Origin of the sequence: Ventrimonas sp. (assembly GCF_048380235.1) — a bacterium.
In the GTDB taxonomy this organism is placed as follows: domain Bacteria; phylum Bacillota; class Clostridia; order Lachnospirales; family Lachnospiraceae; genus Brotaphodocola.
Genome location: NZ_DBFCCJ010000010.1, coordinates 1 through 21285, shown reverse-complemented (window position 1 = coordinate 21285; position 21285 = coordinate 1). Strand labels below are relative to the sequence as shown.

The 21285-nt window shown below is 46.8% G+C and carries 17 protein-coding genes; 3 read left to right on the top strand and 14 right to left on the bottom strand.

The window, feature by feature from the left end:
* Positions 1–392: 392 nt before the first annotated feature.
* The 7 genes from ACMP1L_RS01470 to hrcA form a co-directional block, all read right to left on the bottom strand.
* Positions 393–1856 (bottom strand): alanine/glycine:cation symporter family protein, encoded by a 1464-nt coding sequence (locus ACMP1L_RS01470; protein WP_373243388.1) that lies wholly within the window; start codon positions 1854–1856, stop codon positions 393–395.
* Between the two features lie 33 nt (positions 1857–1889).
* Positions 1890–3068 carry a MalY/PatB family protein gene (locus tag ACMP1L_RS01465; protein ID WP_118732818.1) on the bottom strand — a complete coding sequence of 393 codons (1179 nt, stop codon included), beginning with the start codon at positions 3066–3068 and terminating at the stop codon, positions 1890–1892.
* 121 nt (positions 3069–3189) lie between these two features.
* A complete protein-coding gene (locus tag ACMP1L_RS01460; protein WP_118732819.1) occupies positions 3190–3663 on the bottom strand; it encodes a MarR family winged helix-turn-helix transcriptional regulator in 474 nt (157 codons plus the stop codon).
* A 76-nt stretch (positions 3664–3739) separates the two neighbouring features.
* Entirely contained in the window at positions 3740–4891 is a 1152-nt protein-coding gene (gene dnaJ / locus ACMP1L_RS01455; RefSeq protein WP_118732820.1) for a molecular chaperone DnaJ, read from the bottom strand.
* A gap of 280 nt (positions 4892–5171) precedes the next feature.
* Positions 5172–7052, bottom strand: coding sequence for a molecular chaperone DnaK (gene dnaK, locus ACMP1L_RS01450; RefSeq protein ID WP_118732821.1), 1881 nt, complete (start codon positions 7050–7052; stop codon positions 5172–5174).
* A gap of 61 nt (positions 7053–7113) precedes the next feature.
* Positions 7114–7719: a nucleotide exchange factor GrpE gene (grpE, locus tag ACMP1L_RS01445; RefSeq protein ID WP_118732822.1), complete on the bottom strand. Its 606-nt coding sequence runs from the start codon at positions 7717–7719 to the stop codon at positions 7114–7116.
* 39 nt (positions 7720–7758) lie between these two features.
* Positions 7759–8793: a heat-inducible transcriptional repressor HrcA gene (hrcA, locus tag ACMP1L_RS01440; RefSeq protein ID WP_118732823.1), complete on the bottom strand. Its 1035-nt coding sequence runs from the start codon at positions 8791–8793 to the stop codon at positions 7759–7761.
* A 320-nt stretch (positions 8794–9113) separates the two neighbouring features.
* Here hrcA and ACMP1L_RS01435 point away from each other — a divergent pair, with 320 nt between their 5' ends.
* Complete coding sequence (locus ACMP1L_RS01435) at positions 9114–9860, top strand: 3D domain-containing protein (RefSeq protein ID WP_418451808.1); 747 nt, start codon at positions 9114–9116, stop codon at positions 9858–9860.
* 91 nt (positions 9861–9951) lie between these two features.
* Here ACMP1L_RS01435 and ACMP1L_RS01430 read toward each other — a convergent pair whose 3' ends face one another.
* From ACMP1L_RS01430 to ACMP1L_RS01420, 3 genes are read right to left on the bottom strand one after another with little or no spacing between them, the layout of a single operon-like run.
* A complete protein-coding gene (locus tag ACMP1L_RS01430) occupies positions 9952–11097 on the bottom strand; it encodes a mandelate racemase/muconate lactonizing enzyme family protein (RefSeq protein ID WP_418451806.1) in 1146 nt (381 codons plus the stop codon).
* Between the two features lie 35 nt (positions 11098–11132).
* Positions 11133–12032: an alpha/beta hydrolase gene (locus ACMP1L_RS01425; RefSeq protein WP_118732825.1), complete on the bottom strand. Its 900-nt coding sequence runs from the start codon at positions 12030–12032 to the stop codon at positions 11133–11135.
* A 21-nt stretch (positions 12033–12053) separates the two neighbouring features.
* Positions 12054–13349, bottom strand: a complete 1296-nt coding sequence (locus tag ACMP1L_RS01420; RefSeq protein ID WP_243025687.1) for an SLC13 family permease — start codon at positions 13347–13349, stop codon at positions 12054–12056.
* 410 nt (positions 13350–13759) lie between these two features.
* Between ACMP1L_RS01420 and ACMP1L_RS01415 the strand changes: the two genes are divergently transcribed.
* Positions 13760–14692 carry an AraC family transcriptional regulator gene (locus ACMP1L_RS01415; protein WP_118732826.1) on the top strand — a complete coding sequence of 311 codons (933 nt, stop codon included), beginning with the start codon at positions 13760–13762 and terminating at the stop codon, positions 14690–14692.
* Positions 14693–14794: 102 nt separating this feature from the next.
* Here ACMP1L_RS01415 and argH read toward each other — a convergent pair whose 3' ends face one another.
* From argH to ACMP1L_RS01400, 3 genes are all read right to left on the bottom strand, one after another.
* The gene (gene argH, locus ACMP1L_RS01410; protein WP_118732827.1) at positions 14795–16165 is read right to left on the bottom strand and encodes an argininosuccinate lyase; all 1371 of its coding nucleotides are present in this window, start codon (positions 16163–16165) and stop codon (positions 14795–14797) included.
* 58 nt (positions 16166–16223) lie between these two features.
* Positions 16224–19148: a YfhO family protein gene (locus ACMP1L_RS01405; protein ID WP_418451803.1), complete on the bottom strand. Its 2925-nt coding sequence runs from the start codon at positions 19146–19148 to the stop codon at positions 16224–16226.
* A 66-nt stretch (positions 19149–19214) separates the two neighbouring features.
* Entirely contained in the window at positions 19215–19637 is a 423-nt protein-coding gene (locus ACMP1L_RS01400) for a GtrA family protein (RefSeq protein WP_347560188.1), read from the bottom strand.
* Positions 19638–19896: 259 nt separating this feature from the next.
* On the opposite strand from ACMP1L_RS01400, the gene ACMP1L_RS01395 reads away from it, so the two are divergent.
* Positions 19897–20760, top strand: a complete 864-nt coding sequence (locus ACMP1L_RS01395; RefSeq protein WP_177304167.1) for a phosphoribosylaminoimidazolesuccinocarboxamide synthase — start codon at positions 19897–19899, stop codon at positions 20758–20760.
* A 340-nt stretch (positions 20761–21100) separates the two neighbouring features.
* On the opposite strand, the gene ACMP1L_RS01390 is transcribed toward ACMP1L_RS01395, so the two are convergent.
* On the bottom strand, positions 21101–21285 hold a 185-nt coding region (locus ACMP1L_RS01390; RefSeq protein ID WP_418451799.1), incomplete at its 5' end, for a hypothetical protein.

Sequence of the window (21285 nt, the reverse complement as noted above, 5' to 3'; positions counted from 1 at the left end):
GGAATATGTACTTTTTTTCGCTTATCAACATTTATAGTTTTTACTTATAAGTATTATCTGCAACACTTATAAGTATGAACCTATCCGGCCTACAGTCTTCCTCCTATGCCATACTTCTGTCTGCCTGCCTTTACTGATTCTTTTCATCCCGTAATTTTTTCTTTTCTGCAATAAAACCTTCGTTCTCTGCATTATCCATATGAACGGATGAAAAGATTCCTGTTCCGTAAAAGCAAACAACGCAAAACCAATCACAAATCAAACTATTTACGAAATCCTTTGATGCATTACACTCTATCACACCCGCTGCGTTTTCTTTTCCGGACATGGCCATTTTCAAAAAACCTTAAAAAAAGAACTACCGCATACCAAATTGGTATGCGGTAGTCTTCTTATTTCAGTTTCTTTTCATATTCATTTGCTATTTCATTCCAGAGATCAGCATTTTTTATGCCGCAGTTGTCTGGTCGGAAAATAGGATCCTTTCCATCCTTAAATTGTTTTTCATAATCGTTCCAAACTTTTCTCACAATTGGGAACATAAAAATTACTGCAATTAACGTAACCCAACAAGATGCTCCAGTTCCAATATCCGCACACAACCATGCAAATTCTGTACTTGAAATACATCCAATAAAGATTGGAATCAAAAACCATATTTTGAACAAAATCTGTGCAGTCTTACTTTTTGAATATCCCTTGAACATATAAATCAAATCAGATTCAGAAATATTAAAGCAGCCTACTAATGTCGTAAATGAAAATAATGCCAGCATAACCGCTATCATTGGATAACCGAAACCATGAATTACAGAATCCAGTGCTCCCTGTGTAAAACCAACACCAGCATTGACTCCGCTAATACCTTCATACAATACACTCCCCGCCGCATCTGTTACATTATATGTACCGGCAAGTAAAATCATTAAGGCTGTTGCGGTACAAACCAGTAATGTATCAACATATACGGATAAAGCCTGTGTCAAACCAACCTTTGCCGGGTGAGATACTCCCGCAATTGCTGCTGCTTGAGGTGTAGTTCCCATACCTGCTTCACTTGAATAGACACCTCTCTTGATACCATATGCAATTGCTGATCCCACCATACCACCAAAAATTGCATCTTTACCAAATGCACTTTTAAAAATAAGCGCAAATACTGCCGGAATTTTAGTGATATTAACGCCAAGTACAATTAAAGTAACTCCCAGGTACAGAAGGCACATGATCGGTACAATTTTTGATGTAAATCGAATAATACTTTTTAAGCCACCTGAAATGATAATTGCAGCTATAATTACCATGATAACTCCCACAATCCAGTGTGGAACACCAAAAGCATTATACATTGCATCAGCAATGGAGTTCGGCTGTGTTGTATGCAAAATGCCACAATTCAAAAGGCTGCAAAATGCAAATACGGTTCCAAACCATCCCAGGCCAAGTCCCTTTTTTACAAAAAATGAAGTACCACCCCGATACATTCCGTCAACCTTTTCTTTATACACCTGAGCTAACGTATTTTCTGCAAAAGATGTTGCCGCTCCCAGAATTGCCATAACCCACATCCAGAATACTGCACCAGGGCCACCTGCTGCAATTGCAGTTGCAACTCCGACGATGTTTCCCGTTCCAACTCTTGCCGCAACAGTCAAAGCAAATGCTTCAAATGATGTGGAGGATTCACTATCTGCACTCTTTTCAAAAACGCTATTCACCATTTGTTTTAAGTATCGAACTTGAAATCCCTTTAAGCCAACAGTATAGAGAAGTCCAACAAAAATGGAAATATAAATTAACGGGCTGCTCCACAAAACGGTGTCAAAAAAATTTAAAATGCTGGTAAGCACTTCCATACCAATCTCCCTTTCTCCTCTGTATTCAGTAAATTACACTTCTGGTTTCAATGCTTTATGAATCCGTTCCATACATTCTACAATCATACTTCTTGGACTGGCCATATTAATTCTTTCAAAGCCCTTTCCCTCATCCCCAAAAATATAACCTTCATCCAAGGCAACCTTCGCACTCTCGTGCATAAGCTTCTCCAGCTTTTTCTCATCATTGCAATATGCTCTGAAATCCAACCATATTAAATACGTTCCCTGTGTATCTGACATCGTAACTTCAGGCATATTTTTCTGAAGGAAATCATGTACATAAGCAATATTTTCATCAATATACTCTCGAACCTGATCAAGCCATTCTTCCCCGTGTGTATATGCAGCAATCATTGCAGAAATTCCCAGGGGTGCAGCCATCAAACCAAAGCAATCGTCTAACAGAAAATCAAATTTTGCTTTATATTCTTTATTCGGAATCACAATATTAGATATCTGCATTCCTGCCAAGTTAAATGTTTTACTTGGTGCAGTACATGCAATAATCTGATCTTTATAATCTGGTGCCACAGTTAAAAGTGGATGATGCTTCACGCCCTTTCTTGTCAAATCACAATGAATTTCATCAGAAATAATCCATTTATTGTATTTCTTACAAAGATCCACTAACTGTCTCAACTCATCTTCAGTCCATACGCGACCTACCGGATTATGTGGACTGCAAATAATAATTCCCTTATTTTGCGGATTTTTCAATTTCTCTTCAAGATCAATATAATCCATCCTATACGTATTTCCATCATGGATCAGCGGATTATTTACAACCCTTCTTCCTGCATTTTCAATTTTAATTGTAAATGGGTAATATACTGGCCGCTGAATGATGATCCCATCTCCCGGCTCTGTTAAAGCCCGAATCAGAAATGCAAGCGCAGGAACAACTCCAGGACTAAATGATAGTTCTTCTCTTTCTATTTTCCATCCATATTGTCTCATAAACCATCCTGATACAGCCTCATAGACATCTTGATTGTCATATGCTGTATAACCGTATATCTTTCTATCAATTCTTTGATGCAGTGCTTCTATAACAGGATCAGCACAAGGAAAATCCATATCTGCAACCCAAAAAGAAAGACTGTCTTTAGGTGCTCCTTCAGGCAAACAATCTCTTTTAAAGCTGTAGGTATTGCTTCTGTCAATAATTTCATCAAAATTATACTTCATTTTTCCTCTCCTTTTGTATTATTTAGATACTTAATAATCTTATGGTAAGATAATATCATCTTTCCTTGCATATGTAAACACCTTAAATAAACAAAATAAAACATGCACTTTTGTGCATGTTTTACATTTTGCTATCCTCTATATCTAATTTAAATGTTTGGTTCATCCTATCCAATATCCTGCATACTACTTCTATTTCTTTTTCTGAAAACTCTGCTAAATATTCAAATGTCCGTTCATAGCAATGTTGCTCAAATTTTTCTCTTGCCTCATACAAGCTCCATCCAGCAGACGTCAAATTTAAAAAAGTATTTCTCCTGTTTTTTTCATTTTTTATTTGTTCAATCAATCCTTTTGTCTGCAGTTTTTTCACCATCTGACTCGCTGCACTGCTGGTTTTGTTCAAATCTTGTGCTATATCTGAAACCGTCGTTCCTGGATGCTCTCCGATATATTTTATCAAATGAGCTTCAACCTGATATAAAATCACTTCCCCATATTTTCTCGATATAGAATCATATTCTTCCATTAAATCATATGCCCGATCGATTTGGTTCAACAATTCATCTAATAGTTTTGCCCGTTCCTTCTCCATTGACTTTTTTCATCCCTTCTTTATTCTTTTTATGGCATCGAAAACCCGTAGACTATTTACAGCCTACGGGTTAACTCTATTTAGAAAAAAGTCCCTTTTTCTTATGTTTTCCTTCTGTCGGCGCTTCTCCATGCATAACCGCATCGAAATTCCTCAGCGCTTCCTTCTGTGCCTCCGTCAGACGCTCCGGCACCTGAACAACCAGAGTCACATAGTGATCGCCGCGGAGATTGCGGTTACGTAAGGACGGTACACCCTTGCCCTTTAAGCGGACACGCGTATCGGTCTGGGTTCCTGCCTTGACCTCGTACTCGACCTCTCCGTCTACCGTCTTGATGCGGATCGGACCGCCCAGCGCTGCTGTTGCGAAGGAGATCGGTACGGTAGAGAAGATGTTGACATCCTGACGCTTGAATACCGGATGCTGGGATACAACTGCCTCAACCAGGAGATCACCTCTCTCGCCGCCGTTCACGCCAGGCTCACCACCGCCTGCGCAGCGTACACTCTGGCCATTATCGATACCAGCCGGAATGGTAACCTTAAATTTCTTCTTTCTGGTAATATAACCGCTTCCATAGCAGTCAGAGCATTTTTCTTTGATCACCTTGCCCTTGCCGCCGCAGTCCGGACAGGTCTGGACATTCTGCACCTGACCGAAGAAGGACTGCTGGGTGTAGATGATCTTACCCTTACCGCCGCACTTCTTACAGGTTTCCGGTGAAGTGCCTGGCTTTGCCCCGGTACCGTGACAGGTCGCACACTCTTCTTTGTAATTGATCTCAATTTCCTTTTCGCAGCCGAATACAGCCTCCTCAAAGGTAATGCGAATCGCGGTTCTCACATTGGCACCACGCATAGGGCCATTATACTGGCTGCCGCCGCGGCTTCTTCCGCCACCGAAGATATCTCCGAAGATATCTCCGAAGATGTCTCCCATGTCAGCTCCGTTGAAATCGAAACCGCCAAAGCCGCCGGCACCGCCGCCTGCGCCGCCCTCGAATGCAGCATGACCAAACTGGTCGTACTTTCTTCTCTTCTCCGGGTCACTTAACACGCTGTATGCCTCCGATGCTTCCTTGAACTTACGCTCGGCCTCGGCATCGCCCGGGTTAGCGTCCGGATGATATTTTTTTGCAAGGACACGATATGCTTTCTTTAATGCAGCCTCATCGGCGTTCTTCGGAACTCCCAGGACCTCGTAATAATCTCTCTTAGTCTCTGCCATGATGCTTTTTCCTTCCTCTTTCACTTAAGACGCATCCGCGCCCTTCTTTTTCTATACTGTCAATCAGCTTTTGGGGTTCAAAAATTTCCCTGTCTCCAGGCATACTTTCATGAACCATAATGTCTTTCAGACACCGAAATGGCTGTCGCCTCTTGCGAAAGTCCCGGAGCAAACGCTCCTGAGATTTTCGGAAAAAGCGCCAGCCTCTCCCGGCAATACTCCGGATTGGCGGAGAGACCTTGCGGTCTCCCCGTTGGTCCGTTATGCCTTACTATATGGATTATACCTCTTTGAAGTCACCGTCGATGACATCATCGTTATTTCCAGCGCCTGCGTTACCGCCTGCTGCGCCTGCCGCACCCTGTGCACCTGCTGCGCCCTGTGCGTTTGCGGCACCCTGAGCTGCCTCGTAAACCTTGCTGAACAATGCCTGTGCGCTGTTCATCAGTTTCTCCTTGCCAGCCTTGATGTCCTCAACCTGGGCATCGGTCATGTTGTCGATCGGAGCACGGTTGATAGCTTCCTTCAGGGCATTTAAGTCAGCCTCTACAGCAGCCTTGTCGTTTGCGTCGATCTTATCGCCAACCTCGCTTAATGCTTTCTCGGTCTGGAATACCATAGCATCTGCATCGTTTCTGGCATCAATTGCCTCTTTTCTCTTCTTATCCTGTGCTTCAAACTCAGCAGCCTCTTTCACTGCCTTATCGATATCAGCCTCAGACATGTTGGAGCCGGAGGTAATGGTGATATGCTGCTCTTTGCCGGTGCCAAGATCCTTAGCGGATACATTTACGATACCGTTTGCATCGATATCAAACGTAACCTCAATCTGCGGAACACCTCTTCTTGCCGGAAGGATACCGTCCAGGCGAAACTGGCCAAGGGTCTTGTTGTCACGTGCAAACTCACGCTCACCCTGTACAACGTGGATATCTACTGCCTCCTGGTTATCAGCTGCGGTAGAGAAGATCTGGCTCTTCTTGGTCGGAATGGTAGTGTTTCTCTCGATCAGTCTGGTAGCAATGCCTCCCATGGTCTCAATGGACAGTGACAGCGGAGTTACATCCAGAAGAAGGATATCACCTGCGCCGGCATCGCCAGCAAGCTTACCGCCCTGGATAGCAGCACCGATGGCTACGCACTCATCCGGGTTTAAGGACTTATTCGGCTCCTTGCCGGTCATCTGTTTTACTTTCTCCTGAGCTGCCAGCATACGGGTGGAACCGCCGACTAACAGAACCTTTCCAAGCTCAGCGGTGGTTACGCCGCCGTCTTTTAATGCGTTCTGTACCGGAACTGCTGTTCTCTCGATGAGGTCGTGGGTCAGCTCGTCGAATTTTGCTCTGGTCAGGTTCATATCCAGATGCTTCGGGCCCTCAGCGGTTGCAGTGATGAACGGCAGGTTGATGTTGGTGGTGGTTGCGGTAGAAAGCTCCTTCTTTGCCTTCTCTGCGGCCTCTTTCAGTCTCTGCATTGCCATCTTATCGCCGGACAGGTCTACGCCCTCAGCCTTCTTGAACTCGTCAACCAGCCACTGGGTAATGCGGTTATCGAAATCATCACCGCCTAAGTGAGTATCACCGTTGGTGGAAAGAACCTCGATTACGCCGTCACCAATCTCGATGAGGGATACATCGAAGGTACCGCCGCCTAAGTCGTATACCATAATCTTCTGCTCATTCTCGTTGTCCAGGCCGTATGCCAGCGCTGCCGCGGTCGGCTCGTTGATGATACGCTTTACATCCAGACCTGCGATCTTACCGGCATCCTTAGTTGCCTGACGCTGTGCATCGTTGAAGTATGCCGGAACAGTGATAACAGCCTCGCTTACGGTCTCACCCAGATAAGCCTCTGCATCTGCTTTTAACTTCTGCAGGATCATAGCGGAGATTTCCTGCGGAGTATAGCTTTTACCGTCGATGGTTACTTTATAGTCTGTACCCATATGTCTCTTAATGGAAGCAATGGTTCTGTCTGCGTTGGTAACTGCCTGACGCTTTGCCGGCTCACCTACCAGACGCTCACCGGTCTTGGTGAATGCTACGACAGACGGTGTGGTTCTGGAGCCTTCCTGGTTCGGGATAACTACCGGTTTACCACCCTCCATAACTGCTACACAGCTGTTTGTGGTTCCTAAATCAATACCAATAATCTTACTCATAATGTTTTCCTCCTGCTCTATTCAAACAATTTTTGATAATACGCTAAGTTTCGCAGCTGGTTTAGTTTGCAACCTGAACCATGCTGTGGCGTACCACGCTGCCGCGGTACTTGTAACCCTTCTGCAGTTCCATGGCGATCTCATTCTCGCCGTATTTCTCATCCTCCACATGCATCACTGCGTTGTGCAGGTTCGGGTCGAACTGCTTGCCTACTGCCTCGATCGATTCCACTCCGGCATCTTCCAGAGTTTTCACGAACTGCTTGTAGATCTTTTCAATGCCTTCGGCAAAGGAAGAACCCTTCTCATCCTCCGGCACGGCTGCCAGGCCTCTCTCGAAGTTATCTAACACCGGAAGGATCTTCTCGATGATATCCTTCGCTCCGATCTCGTACATGGCTGCCTTCTCTTTTTCCGTACGCTTGCGGAAATTATCAAACTCGGCCATCTGGCGTTTTAATCGATCCTGAAGTTCCTCAATCTGAGCATCTTTTGGATCTTTCTTTGCGTCCTTTGCTTCTTTTGCTTCGTTTTCCCTGGTTTCTGCCTCCTGGTTTTCGGTTCCTGCGGAGGTTTCGCCATTATCTGCTTCAGTGTGCTCAGTCTCAAGATTTTCGTTCTCGACCTCAGCGGCACTCTGCTTTACTTCTTTTTCTTTCTGACTCATGGTTTATCGCCTTTCTTTATCGGCGTCATCTCTGACACACTAACTCTCATTTTTATAGGTGGCATCCAGCTGCTTCATCAGATGCTTCAGCGTACTGAGTACTCTTTCGTAATCCATCCGCTTTGGTCCGATGATACCAATGGTACCGCGGATACCCTCTCCCAGCTCATAGTTGGCAGTGACCACGCTGCAGTCCTTCATGGTCTGAAGCGGTGTCTCGTCTCCAATGTAAACCTGGATTCCATTGCTGTCTTCCGACTCATTTACATCTGCAATGAGCTCCTGGAGCTTATCCTTCTGTTCCAGTGTACTGATTAGCTGGCTTGCTTTCTCACCGTCGCTCAGCTCCGGATATTTGAAAATATTGGTAGCACCGCTTGTGTAGATCTGAAGATCTTCCTCATCGGCCCGGATTGCTCCGGCTACTTCATTTAATACAAGATCCACAATCTGACTGTGAACGCCGGCCTGCTGTTTGAGCTTTGTGATAACATCCAGATTGATCTGCTCAATGGTGAGACCGTTAAGCGCGCTGTTTAAAAGGATGTTGAGGTTCAGGATATCTTCCTGGCTCACCGACTCCGGTACATTCACCATGGCATTCTTAATGAGGTTTCCCTCTACCACGATGACCACCAGGAGTTTGTTTTCCTCCATCCGGGACAGCTGGATGAATTTCAGCTTGTTCTGGTGATACTGCGGACCACTGATCATGGCAGCATAGTTGGTGTTGTTAGCCAGAAGCTGTGCCAGCTTCTTTAAGACCAGTTCCACACGGTCAACCCTTTTGATCATCAGGCTTTTGACCTCCGTGACTTCCTGTTCTTTTTCCTGCATGATCTGGTCTACATAGAAGCGGTAGCCTTTATCGGATGGGATCCGTCCCGCCGATGTATGGGGCTGCTGGATATATCCCATCTCCTCCAGATCCGACATTTCGTTTCGGATGGTTGCGGAACTCAGTTTTAAATCCGTATATTTGGAAATGGTTCTGGAACCCACCGGCTCACCTGTTTCCAGATAAGTCTTGATGATAGCTTTTAATATAGTAACTTTACGATCATCCAGTTCCATTCTGCCGCCTCCTTCTTCTTGTTAGCACTCATCATCAAGGAGTGCTAACATTCTGTGATTAATATACTTTACCCTATGTAGTTTGTCAAGAGGTTTGCCTGAAAAATCTGTGTTTTTTCTGTGACTTTTTGTATTTTCCAGGGCAGAAACAGACCTGCTTTTCGTTTTTTCCTTGACAAATCAAAAAAAATGTGTAAAATAAGGACTTATCGTTCATATGTTACAAATTTGTTACATATATTTAATTTGTGTGAATTGAATATTTCGTTTTTGTGGCACACAAACCTGTAACAGATTCTGGAAAAGAAAGGACTGATTTTATGTTAAAAACCAAAAGAATGTTTGTCACCTTACTGATCTCAGCCATGTTCCTGATCGGAGGTGCCTTTACTGCTCTGGCAGCAGCCCCGGATGGCTCCTTTGATGCATTCGAGGGCAATACCATTGTCGGCTGGGCGTGGGATTCCTCCATGCCGAACACCGGCGTTCCGGTCAGCGTAACCATTACCAATAAAGAAACCGGTGAGCAGGTTAAAAGCTATCACCAGACCGCAGTCACCTACCGTTCTGATCTGAAAGGAAACGGAATCGGCAATGGGAATCACGGTTTCCGCATCAGCATAAACTGGGACGCGCTGGCAGACGGCACTTATGTTGTAGAAGGCGCGGTAGACGGCAAAGCGCTTTCCAATCCGAAAACCTATGTAAAGGGAGAATCGGCCCAGACTGCTGCTGAAAGCACTTCTGCTGAGGAAAGCCACGAACATACCGGTTTAAAATCCCTCGGCTTCTTCCGCACCACCGGCTACTGTCCATGCAGACAGTGCTCCGAGGGCTGGGGCCGCCACACCAGCACCGGCACCATCGCAACCTCCGGACGTACCATTGCCGTGGACCCGCGCGTCATTCCTTACGGAAGCAAGGTCATGATCGGCGGTATCATCTACACCGCAGAGGACCGCGGCGGCGGCGTCAAGGGCAACCACGTGGATATTTTCTTTGATACTCACGCACAGACACGGCAGCACGGAAAGCAGACGCAGGAAGTGTTCCTGGTGCTGGGGTAAAATAACCATTTGATTCACTTTAATAGGGCCGTGTGAGTTGCCTTTCGGCAACTCACACGGCCTTTGTCATATACTTATATTGTTATTTACATCACCAGTCTTTTACAGATCCATCGAATGCCCGGTGCGCTGCATTGCTGCCGCGCTCTTTTGCCGGATACAGTTCTTCTGCATCGTCGGCAAGTTCAATTCCGATTCCCGGTGCTTCCGGAATCATCATACAGCCATTCTCAAAATGGAATGGTTCTTTCACCATCTTGTCTTCCGCTCCATTTAAGCAGAAGCCCGGGAGTTCCTGGATCCCAAGGTTCGGAATGGCTGCGCAGATCTGCAGGCAGGCTGCCGTGGATACCGGTCCAAGCGGGTTATGCGGAATCACCAGTACATCGTGTGCTTCTGCAAGCGCACAGATCTTCTTGCTGGTGGTAATGCCGCCAACTGCGCAGACATCCGGACGGATATACTGGCATGCATGGCGTGCCATCAGCACTTCAAATTCGCGCAGATCGATGGCTCTCTCACCGGTTGCGATCGGAACCCCGATCTTGGATGCCACCTCTGCCATCGTATCCACATTGTCCGGCGGAACCGGATCTTCCAGGATCATCGGGCGGTATGGCTCTACTGCACGACCAAATGCGACAGCCTCTGGCAAAGTCATGCCGCGATGCACTTCCAAAACGAAATCAAAATCATTTCCGACTGCTTCCCGGCAGACACGGACTTTTTCTACTTCCCGCTCTATACGGCTGGCGAAGAACTCTCCCTTTCCATCCGCGCTGCTCTTCGGTCCGTTGCAGAAAATCTTGGCAGCGGTGAAGCCCATCTGCTGTAGTTCCTGATACTGCTTTGCGAGTTCTTCCTTATCATCGGTTATATGCATGACGGAAGCGTAAACGCGCACCTTATCGCGGGTTTTTCCGCCCAATAATTCATAAACCGGAACGCCGAGTGCCTTTCCTTTAATGTCCCAAAGCGCAATGTCAATAGCGGAAATCGCACTCATAATGACAGAACCGCGGAAATACACGGATCGCAGAAAGTTCTGGTTAAAATCTTCAATACGGAACGGATCTTTTCCAATTAAGTAATCCGCAAACTTTTCAATGGCTGCTGCCGTTGCCTGCAGATATCCCCAGTTTCCGGCTTCTCCAAGACCGGTAATGCCGGCATCGGTGTAAACCTGTACGAAAAGATAATGTTTGGCAAAGCGCAGCTTTACGTCTGTAATCTTCATAGTTTCACTCCTTTAATGTTCTACATTCTTTCATTTTATCGGTTTATATGTTCCAAAAAGAAACGATCATGCAGTTCTAATGCTCGTTCCCATCCAGGTGTCCGGTTGGTTGTAAATCCGTGCATAGCTTCTGGAATCCTCTGCATGGTTACACAAACTCCCGCCTTTACCAATCGCATTCCAAAGTTTTCCGTATCATCTCTCAGGCTGTCTTCTCCTGCAGATAAAATCAAACAGTCTGGAAATGCAGCCAGGACCTGCTCCGTTGCAAAAGCAGGGGAACAGCATGGATCAGATGCATCTGCATCTCCCACATAAAAATCTGTATACAGTTTCTCCGTTTCCGCGCGTTTCACCCAGAATGGATCCTGTTTTAATTCCTCCGACAGCCTTTCTACCGGATTCGCGGTATTGTCTGTTGGGAAATACTCCATCAAGGCGCAACATGGATGAAATGCTTTCGTTTCCGCATTTTTCACCAGAGCCGATGCCACAAGATTGCCTCCGGCACTATGTCCGGCAAGCATGATTTTTTCCGGATCGATACACAGTTCTTCTGCATGTTCAAACACATACTGTATGATTCCATAGCTTTCTTCTGCAGCATAAGGGAACGGTTTTTCCGGTGCAAGACTATAATCAACATCCCATACCAGAGCATTCGTTGCTTCCATGACTGCACAGCAATATCTGCGCTCACGATCCGTGCGTCCTTTTAAAAATCCACCACCATGAAAGTTTAATAAAATTGGGGCCCGATCCGGCAAAGCTTCCGGCCGTTCTTCAAAGACATGCACACAATAACCGTTTTTTGTCTGAATCCAAAGTTCTGTTTCTTTTCCCGACAGTGCCGCTAACTCTTCCTGACTCACAGGACCAAAACGATCTCTGTGCCGCACAGTCTCTGCAATAGCAATTTTTTCTTCCTGTGTCATATCCACGTCACTCCCTTTCTTTTAAAATGCAGGGAATACTGTCATGGTATAAACGATATAGATAAATGGCAAAATCAATGTAATCAGTGCGCCGCTCTTAAAGATGGCCTTCAAATCATAACCGCCATCAGCCATGCACATCGGAACCGCCGGTGTCGCCATCGGAGTGAGGAATGCCGTCAGGGAACCTGCATTGACTAACAGAACCAGTCCTGTCGGATTTGCACCCAGTGCGGAACAGGTCAGCAGACAAATCGGAACAAATACCGCAGATACAGAACGGTTCAGCATAAACTGAGTCAGTGCAAACGGGATCAGGAAGAATAACGCACCGAGCACATAGTTATTGTGAGTACCACCAACGGCTGTTGCCAAAGCATTTCCAATCATATCGCCTGCTCCGGTGTTCGTCAGGGCGGTTCCAAGTGCCAGTGCACCTACAAACAGCATTAACATATCCCACGGGATATCACGCAGTGCAGATTTCTGATCTACCACACCAAATAAAACCATCAGAAGGCTTCCGGTCAATGCCACAGACCAGGTGGTAAGATGAAGCTGGCTGGAAAAGATCAGGCATAAAATGGTTCCAAAAAATACGGCAATTCCAATCTTATCTACAACCGGGCTGAGTTTCTGTGCCTGCTTTCCAGAATTGCGGTTTTCCAGTGCTTCAATCGGGACAATCGGAGCCTTTGGTGTAAATTTCGGTCCGATAAACAGTGCCCAAAGCGGAACAATGATCAAAATCGGCCAGGTGCCAATGGTAAAGTCAATCGCACGGATGCTCATACCGGTAAATCCATAGGTTTCCATAAATCCGGTAAACTGTCCGGCCTGCTGGATCGCAGTTGAAAGCGGCAGAATCCCGCAGCATGCCACACACACGACCATAACCGGGAACATATACTGGGAACGGCTATGGTTCGTATTGTCACAGAGTGCTGCCAGAAGCGGGCTTACGATCGCATAAACTACCATCGGGCTCGCAATAAAGTTTGTCAGAAGCACTGCCAGCAGAATATAACCAAAATATGCGGTCACAAAACTGCCTCTTGTGAGCTTCATGATTGCTCCGCACATACCGTCTACCAAAGATGTGCGCCGAAATCCTGCTGCCACAATAAACATGGTTGCCATCAAAAGCGTATTTACATTTGAAAAACCAGACAAAGCACCTGCCGCATCAATACAGCCGGTAAAATATAACGCTGTCAGAGAGATCATTGCCGTAAGCCACATTGGAATCTTGTTCAGCATGTAACTAACCAGCGTTGCCGCAAAGATTACCATGCAGATCATCATTTGAGTATTCATAGTTTCCCCTTCCATTATAACATCATTTTTCGAAACTCCATAAGCACTTGGCTGCCCGGGCACAGGCTTGTTGTCGTTGTGCTTATCCTAACAGAGGAAAACTCGTTTGTCGCTGCAAATATTCGCAGGTTTCCGTTACGCTTTTCTTTTCCTTTAACCTCATTTTCTTTTTATGCAGGCATATCTGACAATACGAAATCCAAATATTTTCCCTGTGCAATCTGTCGTTTTCTGCATTTTTTCTTTGTACTTTTTGCCAGTTCTTCATTTCCCGGGCTTGTACAAATTCCGAAACAATAATTGACTTTTCTGGTTTTATCAGGTATCCTAAAAGCAATTTAATCAGATTCCATGTTTCATTTCTGAATTTTATGACAGAGAAAATATTTGGATTTTTAAGGAGAGAAAAAATGGATCAGACCAACTATGAGCTGGATCTTCCCCGGGAAAATATCCATCTGCGCTGTTTTGCACACAACATTATGAATTACCGCTATCACTGGCATACAGACGAATATGAGCTGAGCATTGTTCTTCAGGGAAACCAGCAGTACTGCCGCGGCACCGATACGCACACGCTTCTCGAAGATGATCTGATTCTCACTGCCCCGGGCAATGGCCATGCGTCTACGCGCCAGCAGCCGGATACCCGGGCACTCGTTCTCCATTTTCCGGCAAATGCATTGAAGTTTCTGAACAAGAAGGGGTACATCTACCAGTTTCCATCCTGTCTTTCCAACGAAGGAAACCGTTACGAACCCAGATTTTGCCAGCTTCGTTTTTACGCAGCCCAGATTTGGAATGCCGTCGAGCAGGGTGGTGCTTATGCACAGTTAAGCGCAAAAGCCAATCTGGAACTGCTGCTGATCAGCCTTTTCACCAGGTTCGACCCGCAGCAGCTTAACCTCATCTCGGAAGATGACAAGCGTCGTTCTACCATGCGTCTTCTGCTGACTTATGTGGAAGAACATTATGCTGAAAAACTGGCACTGGAGGATCTGGCAGACTATGCCCAGTATAACCGCACTTACATTTCTACTTTATTTAAACAGATGGTGGGAATTAATTTTCATGAATATCTCACGCGTGTCCGATTCCAGCATGCACTAAATGACCTGACCTACACCAAAGATAATCTTACCGACATTGCATTAAGAAATGGATTTCCAGATTTAAAAACGCTGACGGCACGCTTCCGTTCCACGTTGCTTCGCACGCCTGCCGAATACCGCGCAGCCTTAAAGCCAGGAGATGTGCTTTATGAAAACCAGCGTCAGTTTCTGGATCCTGCAGACAGCGTGCTGCGGCAAAAATTAAAAGAATACACTAAAATCGGACTGTAATAAACAAACCCCAAAAGATGTAACGTTGCCGATCGCCAAATTTGAAATCTGGCTTTTCGCAATGATACATGTTCCGGGGTTTTCCGTTATAGGACTATTCCATTATTTTAACTGCTCTTTATAAATTGCAATCACATTCTTCATGGCTTCCTGTCCAGGAGCACCGATGGTGGTTCTCTTCTCGACACAGGTCTTCATGCTGATTGCTTCGTAAACATCTTCCTCAAATACCGGGCTGATCGCCTTGAATTCCTCTAACGTCATGTCATCCAGTGCAATGCCCTTATCGATGCAGAACAGCACCAGCTGGCCTACAATCCCGTGCGCATCGCGGAACGGAACACCGTGATTTACCAGATAGTCAGCAGCATCGGTCGCGTTAGTGAATCCGTTCTTTGCGCTTGCCTCCATGACTTCTTTATTAAATGTCATGGTGGAGATCATGCCGGTAAACAGAGCCAGGCAGCCTTTCACGGTATCGATGGCGTCAAAGGTCAGCTCCTTATCTTCCTGCATGTCCTTATCGTATGCTAACGGGATTCCCTTCATGGTGGTGAGGATCGATACCAGAGCTCCGTAGACACGTCCGGTCTTGCCGCGTACCAGCTCGGCGATATCCGGATTCTTCTTCTGCGGCATGATGCTGCTGCCGGTGCTGTAAGCGTCATCGATCTCTACAAAACGGTACTCGTTGCTGTTCCAGATGATGATTTCCTCAGAGAAACGGCTTAAATGCATGGCAATGGTGGACAGGGCAGATAACAGCTCGATGACGTAATCGCGGTCGGATACGGAATCCATGCTGTTTAAGGTCGGTCCGTCAAAGCCAAGCAGCTCTGCGGTATATGCGCGGTCAAGCGGATAGGTGGTGCCAGCCAGGGCGCCGGAGCCCAGCGGGCAATAGTTCATGCGCTTGCGGATGTCATGCAGGCGGCTTCTGTCGCGGGAGAACATCTCAAAATAAGCGCCCATATGATGAGCCAGGGTAACCGGCTGTGCCTTCTGCAGATGGGTAAAGCCCGGCATATAGGTGTCGATATTGGCTTCCATGATCTTTAACAGCTCTTCTAACAGGTTCTTGACCAGAACATCAATCTCATCGATCTCGTCGCGGCAATAAAGCTTCATATCCAGAGCAACCTGGTCATTTCTGCTGCGGCCTGTGTGAAGACGCTTGCCGGCATCGCCGATGCGCTCGATCAGGTTTGCCTCCACGAAGGAATGAATATCCTCGTGTTCTTTGGTAAATACCAGTTTTCCGGACTCAATATCAGCCAGAATGCTGTTCAGTCCGTCAATGATGGCTTTCCGGTCATTCTCAGAAACAATGCCCTGCTTGGCCAGCATCGTCACATGGGCAATGCTGCCCTGGATATCCTGATGATAAAACTTCTGATCAAAAGACAATGACTCGTTAAAATTGTGTACCAGCTGATTTTCCTCTTTTGTGAAGCGTCCGCCCCATAATTTCATAATGTTAGTCTCCTCTTCTTGTATTTCTATCATATTTTACAACACAGTGTGCTGCAGGTTACCTTTCATCCGTCTCGTCCCGGTAACGGCGGAAGAAATATCCGCCTGCCGCAATCAGAGCCAGACACATGGCACTGACCGCCGAAACAACAGCACCCGGGATCAGTCCGTTCGGCGTATATTTCATAGCCACTGTATGAGGTCCCGGTGTAAGCCTGATACTCACAAAGGAATCCAGAATTTTTTCCGTTTCCTGTTCTTTTCCGTCTACAAGAACCTTCCACCCTGTATCGTACGGGATAGTCGTAAACAGCCAGCCCTCCTGATCGCAGGAAATACTTCCCTCCAGAGAGGTGTCGGTCCAGCTCGTCAGCTTCCATGGATGCGCGGATAATTTCGCAGCTACAGAGCCGAGGCCATTCTCTGAAAAACGGTACACATCTGCCCACATTTCTTCGTTGCTGTCCTCTGCCGTCAGTGTTACCATCTCTCCGGCCGCACAGTAACCAAGCTCCAGCAGATATCCCCGGTCCACGTTGGTAAAGGTCTTTGTTCCCTTCCAGGTTGTAGCTGTGACTTTTTCAATCTTTTTATTTCCAACATAGGCATAATACTCACCCCCAGTTTTCGGGGTAAAGGTCAGATCACTGCCTTCTGTTCCGGTGTCCATGACCAGCTCCAGCACCTGCTCTGCCCCAAGGGCATCGGACAGGCTGTTCTGCACATCGGCCGGATTGCCGGTCTCCAGATTCCAGCGGGATTCAAAATCAGAATCCACATAAAAGCCCACAGGCAGGGTGTAATTGTTCTGGTACAGCCAGATGCCGTCCTGTTCTCCCACTGCAGTCCGCAGCGTGGTATCCTCCGGCTTTTCCGAATAAATACCATACTTCACAGAAAACAGGGCATCGATGAGCGGTGTACCGCCTGTGATGCTGTAGGCGTTGGTAGAGCTTTCACAGCCCAGCTTTTTAAAGAGCGCCGACAAATCGGCATTGGCCGTGGAAGAAAACAGGGAAACTGACGGAAAATGCATCCACGCTCCGTCATTTTTTGTTTTTCTGGATACCTTTTCCATACGAAAGAAGCTGTCGTTCGGCTGAACGGAATCCACAAGCTGTTCCACTGCCTCATTATCCTCGGTATAAGCAGTACGGCTGGTCGTTGGTACGCTGGTCACCGCAGTATTAACCGCAGCCTCAATCGAAACGACCGCCAACGCATAAAACAATGCCGGAAAATAATAGCGTTCTCCCTTCTGATAAAGGGCAATCGCTCCCAGATACAGTGCCAAAAACAGAATTGCCACATAATACACAATAAAATGGAAATGATCTTCCGTTACCAGCTTCTGTGCCAGCAGCACAAAGACCACCGCTCCGGCAAATGCCGCAGTCACATGCTTCCATGGCGTTTCCCGCAGATTCATGTAGGCCCGGTAGCAGACAAACAGCACCAGAAAAATATAGATGTAGGACTGTCTGCAGGGCAGGCTGTTCGGATAATGAAAGCCATGCCAGATAAAGTTGAGTATATTGAAGGAAAAGCTTGCAAAAAAGAATAACAGCATCACACAGTAAACCGCTTTTTCCTTCGCTGGAATCCGTTTGCACAGCAAATACAGGATAAAGAACATCAGTACAGCCACGCCACAGTACACATTCGGCCAGTGATCCAGGCCTATTTCCGTCTCAACGTTGCCGATGTGACGGGCAATCATGTCAAAAATCGGGAAATACTGGGAAAAGGTCTTCGGAAAACTCACATCGCCCGATGCCGTCATCTGCAGGGCAAAAATTTCCGGAAGCAGTACCACCGCTGCCAGGCCTCCCGCCAGCAGAGAATACACAGCAAACTGAAAGCCGCGGCCAATGAATTTCTCCCAGTGCATCTCCTCATCCAGCACCAGCAGGGCTATGAAATACAGCACCATAAAAATGCAGGTCATGATGGAGATATAATAATTGGAAAGGATCGACAATCCAAGGGTAATGCAGTACAGCATTCCCTTTCCGTCTTTTACCAAATGCTCCAGTCCCAGCACGATAAGCGGGAACAGGATGATGCAGTCCAGCCACATGATGTTCCAGCTGTAGGCTGCCATATAACCGGATAAAGCATAAAAAATACCGAAAAAGGCAACGCCGAAATCACGGGTACGGCAGTGCTTTCTCAAATAGTACGCCATGGTCAGGCCGCTAAGACCAATTTTGAATACGATCTGACAGGTCATAAACTCAATGACCAGTCCTTTCGGACACAAAATCAGAAGCCAGTTAAATGGGCTTGCCAGGTAATAGGCATATAAAGCTGAAAAGTTCACGCCCATACCAACATCCCAGCTGTACAACAGACTGCCTCCGTGGGTCAGCTTATACTGGAACTCCGAAAAGAACGGTGCATACTGATGGTACATATCCGTGCGCAGAAAGGTTTCCTCTCCAAACGGGAAAATGCCCCGCTGCACAAAGATGAGCAGCATAATCACCATCGGAATGACAAATGCTGCGATCAGGGCATCCGCGGAGTGAAGCAGGCCTTCATCCTCCTGCCTGCACAGACGCTTTTTTGCGCGTTTTTCCGACCGGGAAGCATAATGCGTTTTTATTTTCCGCATCCTTGCCGGTTCCGATGTTTCCGTCTCCGGTTCTGAGTTCTGCGGTTCTCGTCTTTGCAGCTCCGGTTCTGGTCCCTGTGGCTCTCGTCTTTGTAAATCCGGCTCCTCCGGTTCTGGCTCCTGTGGCTCTCGTCTTTGTGAATCCGGCTCCTCCGATTCCGGTTCCTGTGGCTCTCGTCTTTGTAAATCCGGCTTCTCCGGTTCTGGTCCCTTCGGTTCTCGCCTTTGCAGCTCCGATTCCTGCTGCTGACCAGCCTCTTTTTCCCGCTGTGCCTCCACTCTCGCCACCGCTGTTTCCATTTCTTCCAGCAAATCCGCTACACTTCCGCTATTCTTCGGAAATGTGCCTCTTTCTTCTTCCATCATAAGCAGATCCTCTAGTTCTCTCGTAATACAGGCGACTTTCCCGCTTTGCATGCTACAGCTCCTTACTTACGATTCTTTTTTTCTGAAAATAAACCATTTGCTGAAGATGTAGTTCAGCACCAGAGAAATTGCCGACACTACAATCTTACAGATGAAATCCTGTCTGATTCCCAATCCGTCTACCATAACAATCATAGCCACCATGGTAAACGCACCCGTAGCGGCCCGGCAGGCTACAAAAGGCACAAACTCCGCCCATACCTTCTTCGGATGCAGATCAAAGCTGGCAAACACAAACAGCTTATTTGTCACAAAGGCAAACAATACTGCCGCCGCCCAGGATCCCGCTGTTGCTGCCCTGTAGTCAATCCCGAGACGACGCATATACCAATAGCTGATCCAGTCCACCAGCGTTGTCAGTACGCCAAAAATCAGGTAGGAAATCGTCTCCCGATTTACGAGTTTCTTCCATATTTTATCTATCATCATGTTCTCCATTTTCCGCTGCTGCGATGCCTTTTCCGACCAGCATTCCAACGGCAGTTACATATGCCCCATTATAGGGCACGAAGCCGGAATTGTAAAGCAGTCCCCGTATCATCAAAAAAATTTTATAAGTTTTTTTAATAAAAGACTTGCTATTTATTTGTTTTGCGTATATTCTATTACCAGAAGCTGTCTGCATCCGCAGGCAGTCCCCACAACCAAAACTCTACAGTAAAAAATTTATCCACAGCGAGGTATGAAGATGAAACCTGTTAAAGAAGGAAAGGTACGCGAAATCTATGACAACGGTGACAGCCTGATCATGGTGGCCACTGACCGCATCAGCTGCTTTGATGTGATTCTCCACAACACAGTAACCAATAAAGGCAAAGTTCTGACCCAGATGTCCAAATTCTGGTTCAATCTCACCCAGGACATCCTGCCGAACCATATGATCACCACCGACGTAAAGGAAATGCCGGAATACTTCCAGTCCCCGGAATTTGATGGCAAGACCATGATGTGCCGGAAGCTGACCATGCTTCCTCTCGAGTGCATCGTCCGCGGCTATATCACCGGAAGCGGCTGGGCAAGCTACAAGGAAAACGGTACCGCAAACGGTGTCAAACTGCCGGAGGGCTTACAGGAATCCCAGAAACTGCCGGAGCCGATCTATACTCCTTCCACAAAAGCAGAGATTGGTGATCATGACGAAAACATCACCTATGAACAGAGCATTGATCACCTGGAGAAATACTTCCCGGGCAAGGGTGCAGAGTACGCTGCAAAGCTTCGCGACTGCACCATCGCGCTTTACAAAAAATGCGCAGACTATGCTTACAGTCATGGAATCATCATTGCTGATACCAAATTTGAGTTCGGCCTCGATGAGAACGGCAACATCGTTATCGGTGATGAGATGCTTACCCCGGACAGCTCCCGTTTCTGGCCGGTAGAAGGCTACGAAGTTGGTCACAGCCAGCCATCCTTCGACAAGCAGTTCGCACGCGACTGGCTCACATCCCATCCGGGCAACGACTGGACTCTTCCGGAGGACGTCGTTCAGAAAACCATCGATAAATACCTTCAGAGCTATGAAATGCTCACCGGAGAAAAGCTGAAATAAAAATTTGAGCTACTAAGCTGAATAAAGGTCCGAAAGTGAAAGAGACCGCCTTCCTCTATTTTCACATATCGTTGTTTGCTTGCTCTCGCTAACACGCGTTCGCCTGTGTCGGATTAACATCCGCCACATTCGGACGTGTGTGCTCAAGATGCAAACACCTGATATGTTGAAAATCCCGGAAGGTGGTCTCATTCACTTCCTGCTGTATTGGCTTCGCTATGAAAAATAGCGGCTACAGCCCATATTAACTCTGCCACAAAAAGAAAACGCAGCCAGAACGCTACTATTAGATAAAAGCCGGATTTACAGGCTTTCGTCAGTAACGTTCTGGTTGCATTTATTAATATCGTAGAATAACCAGTACAGTAGAAGGTTCGGTCAGACCATACAGAATAAGCAGATGCGTTGGAATTTTCTTCATGAGCGAGCATAGCGCCAGACCGGAGAGCATTGTCTGAGCGTGCAGAGCACGCGAGTTTTGCTCGCAGGTCTGGCAATAGGCGGCGGAGCGAATGAAGTACAAAA

Coding starts and splice junctions, on each gene's coding strand:
- ACMP1L_RS01395 (WP_177304167.1), top strand. CDS start 19,897: ATGAAACCTGTTAAAGAAGGAAAGGTACGCGAAATCTATGACAACGGT.
- ACMP1L_RS01465 (WP_118732818.1), bottom strand. CDS start 3,068: ATGAAGTATAATTTTGATGAAATTATTGACAGAAGCAATACCTACAGC.
- ACMP1L_RS01430 (WP_418451806.1), bottom strand. CDS start 11,097: ATGAAGATTACAGACGTAAAGCTGCGCTTTGCCAAACATTATCTTTTC.
- grpE (WP_118732822.1), bottom strand. CDS start 7,719: ATGAGTCAGAAAGAAAAAGAAGTAAAGCAGAGTGCCGCTGAGGTCGAG.
- ACMP1L_RS01400 (WP_347560188.1), bottom strand. CDS start 19,637: ATGATGATAGATAAAATATGGAAGAAACTCGTAAATCGGGAGACGATT.
- ACMP1L_RS01435 (WP_418451808.1), top strand. CDS start 9,114: ATGTTAAAAACCAAAAGAATGTTTGTCACCTTACTGATCTCAGCCATG.
- dnaK (WP_118732821.1), bottom strand. CDS start 7,052: ATGAGTAAGATTATTGGTATTGATTTAGGAACCACAAACAGCTGTGTA.
- ACMP1L_RS01415 (WP_118732826.1), top strand. CDS start 13,760: ATGGATCAGACCAACTATGAGCTGGATCTTCCCCGGGAAAATATCCAT.
- ACMP1L_RS01425 (WP_118732825.1), bottom strand. CDS start 12,032: ATGACACAGGAAGAAAAAATTGCTATTGCAGAGACTGTGCGGCACAGA.
- ACMP1L_RS01420 (WP_243025687.1), bottom strand. CDS start 13,349: ATGAATACTCAAATGATGATCTGCATGGTAATCTTTGCGGCAACGCTG.
- ACMP1L_RS01460 (WP_118732819.1), bottom strand. CDS start 3,663: ATGGAGAAGGAACGGGCAAAACTATTAGATGAATTGTTGAACCAAATC.
- hrcA (WP_118732823.1), bottom strand. CDS start 8,793: ATGGAACTGGATGATCGTAAAGTTACTATATTAAAAGCTATCATCAAG.
- dnaJ (WP_118732820.1), bottom strand. CDS start 4,891: ATGGCAGAGACTAAGAGAGATTATTACGAGGTCCTGGGAGTTCCGAAG.
- ACMP1L_RS01470 (WP_373243388.1), bottom strand. CDS start 1,856: ATGGAAGTGCTTACCAGCATTTTAAATTTTTTTGACACCGTTTTGTGG.
- ACMP1L_RS01405 (WP_418451803.1), bottom strand. CDS start 19,148: ATGATGGAAGAAGAAAGAGGCACATTTCCGAAGAATAGCGGAAGTGTA.
- argH (WP_118732827.1), bottom strand. CDS start 16,165: ATGAAATTATGGGGCGGACGCTTCACAAAAGAGGAAAATCAGCTGGTA.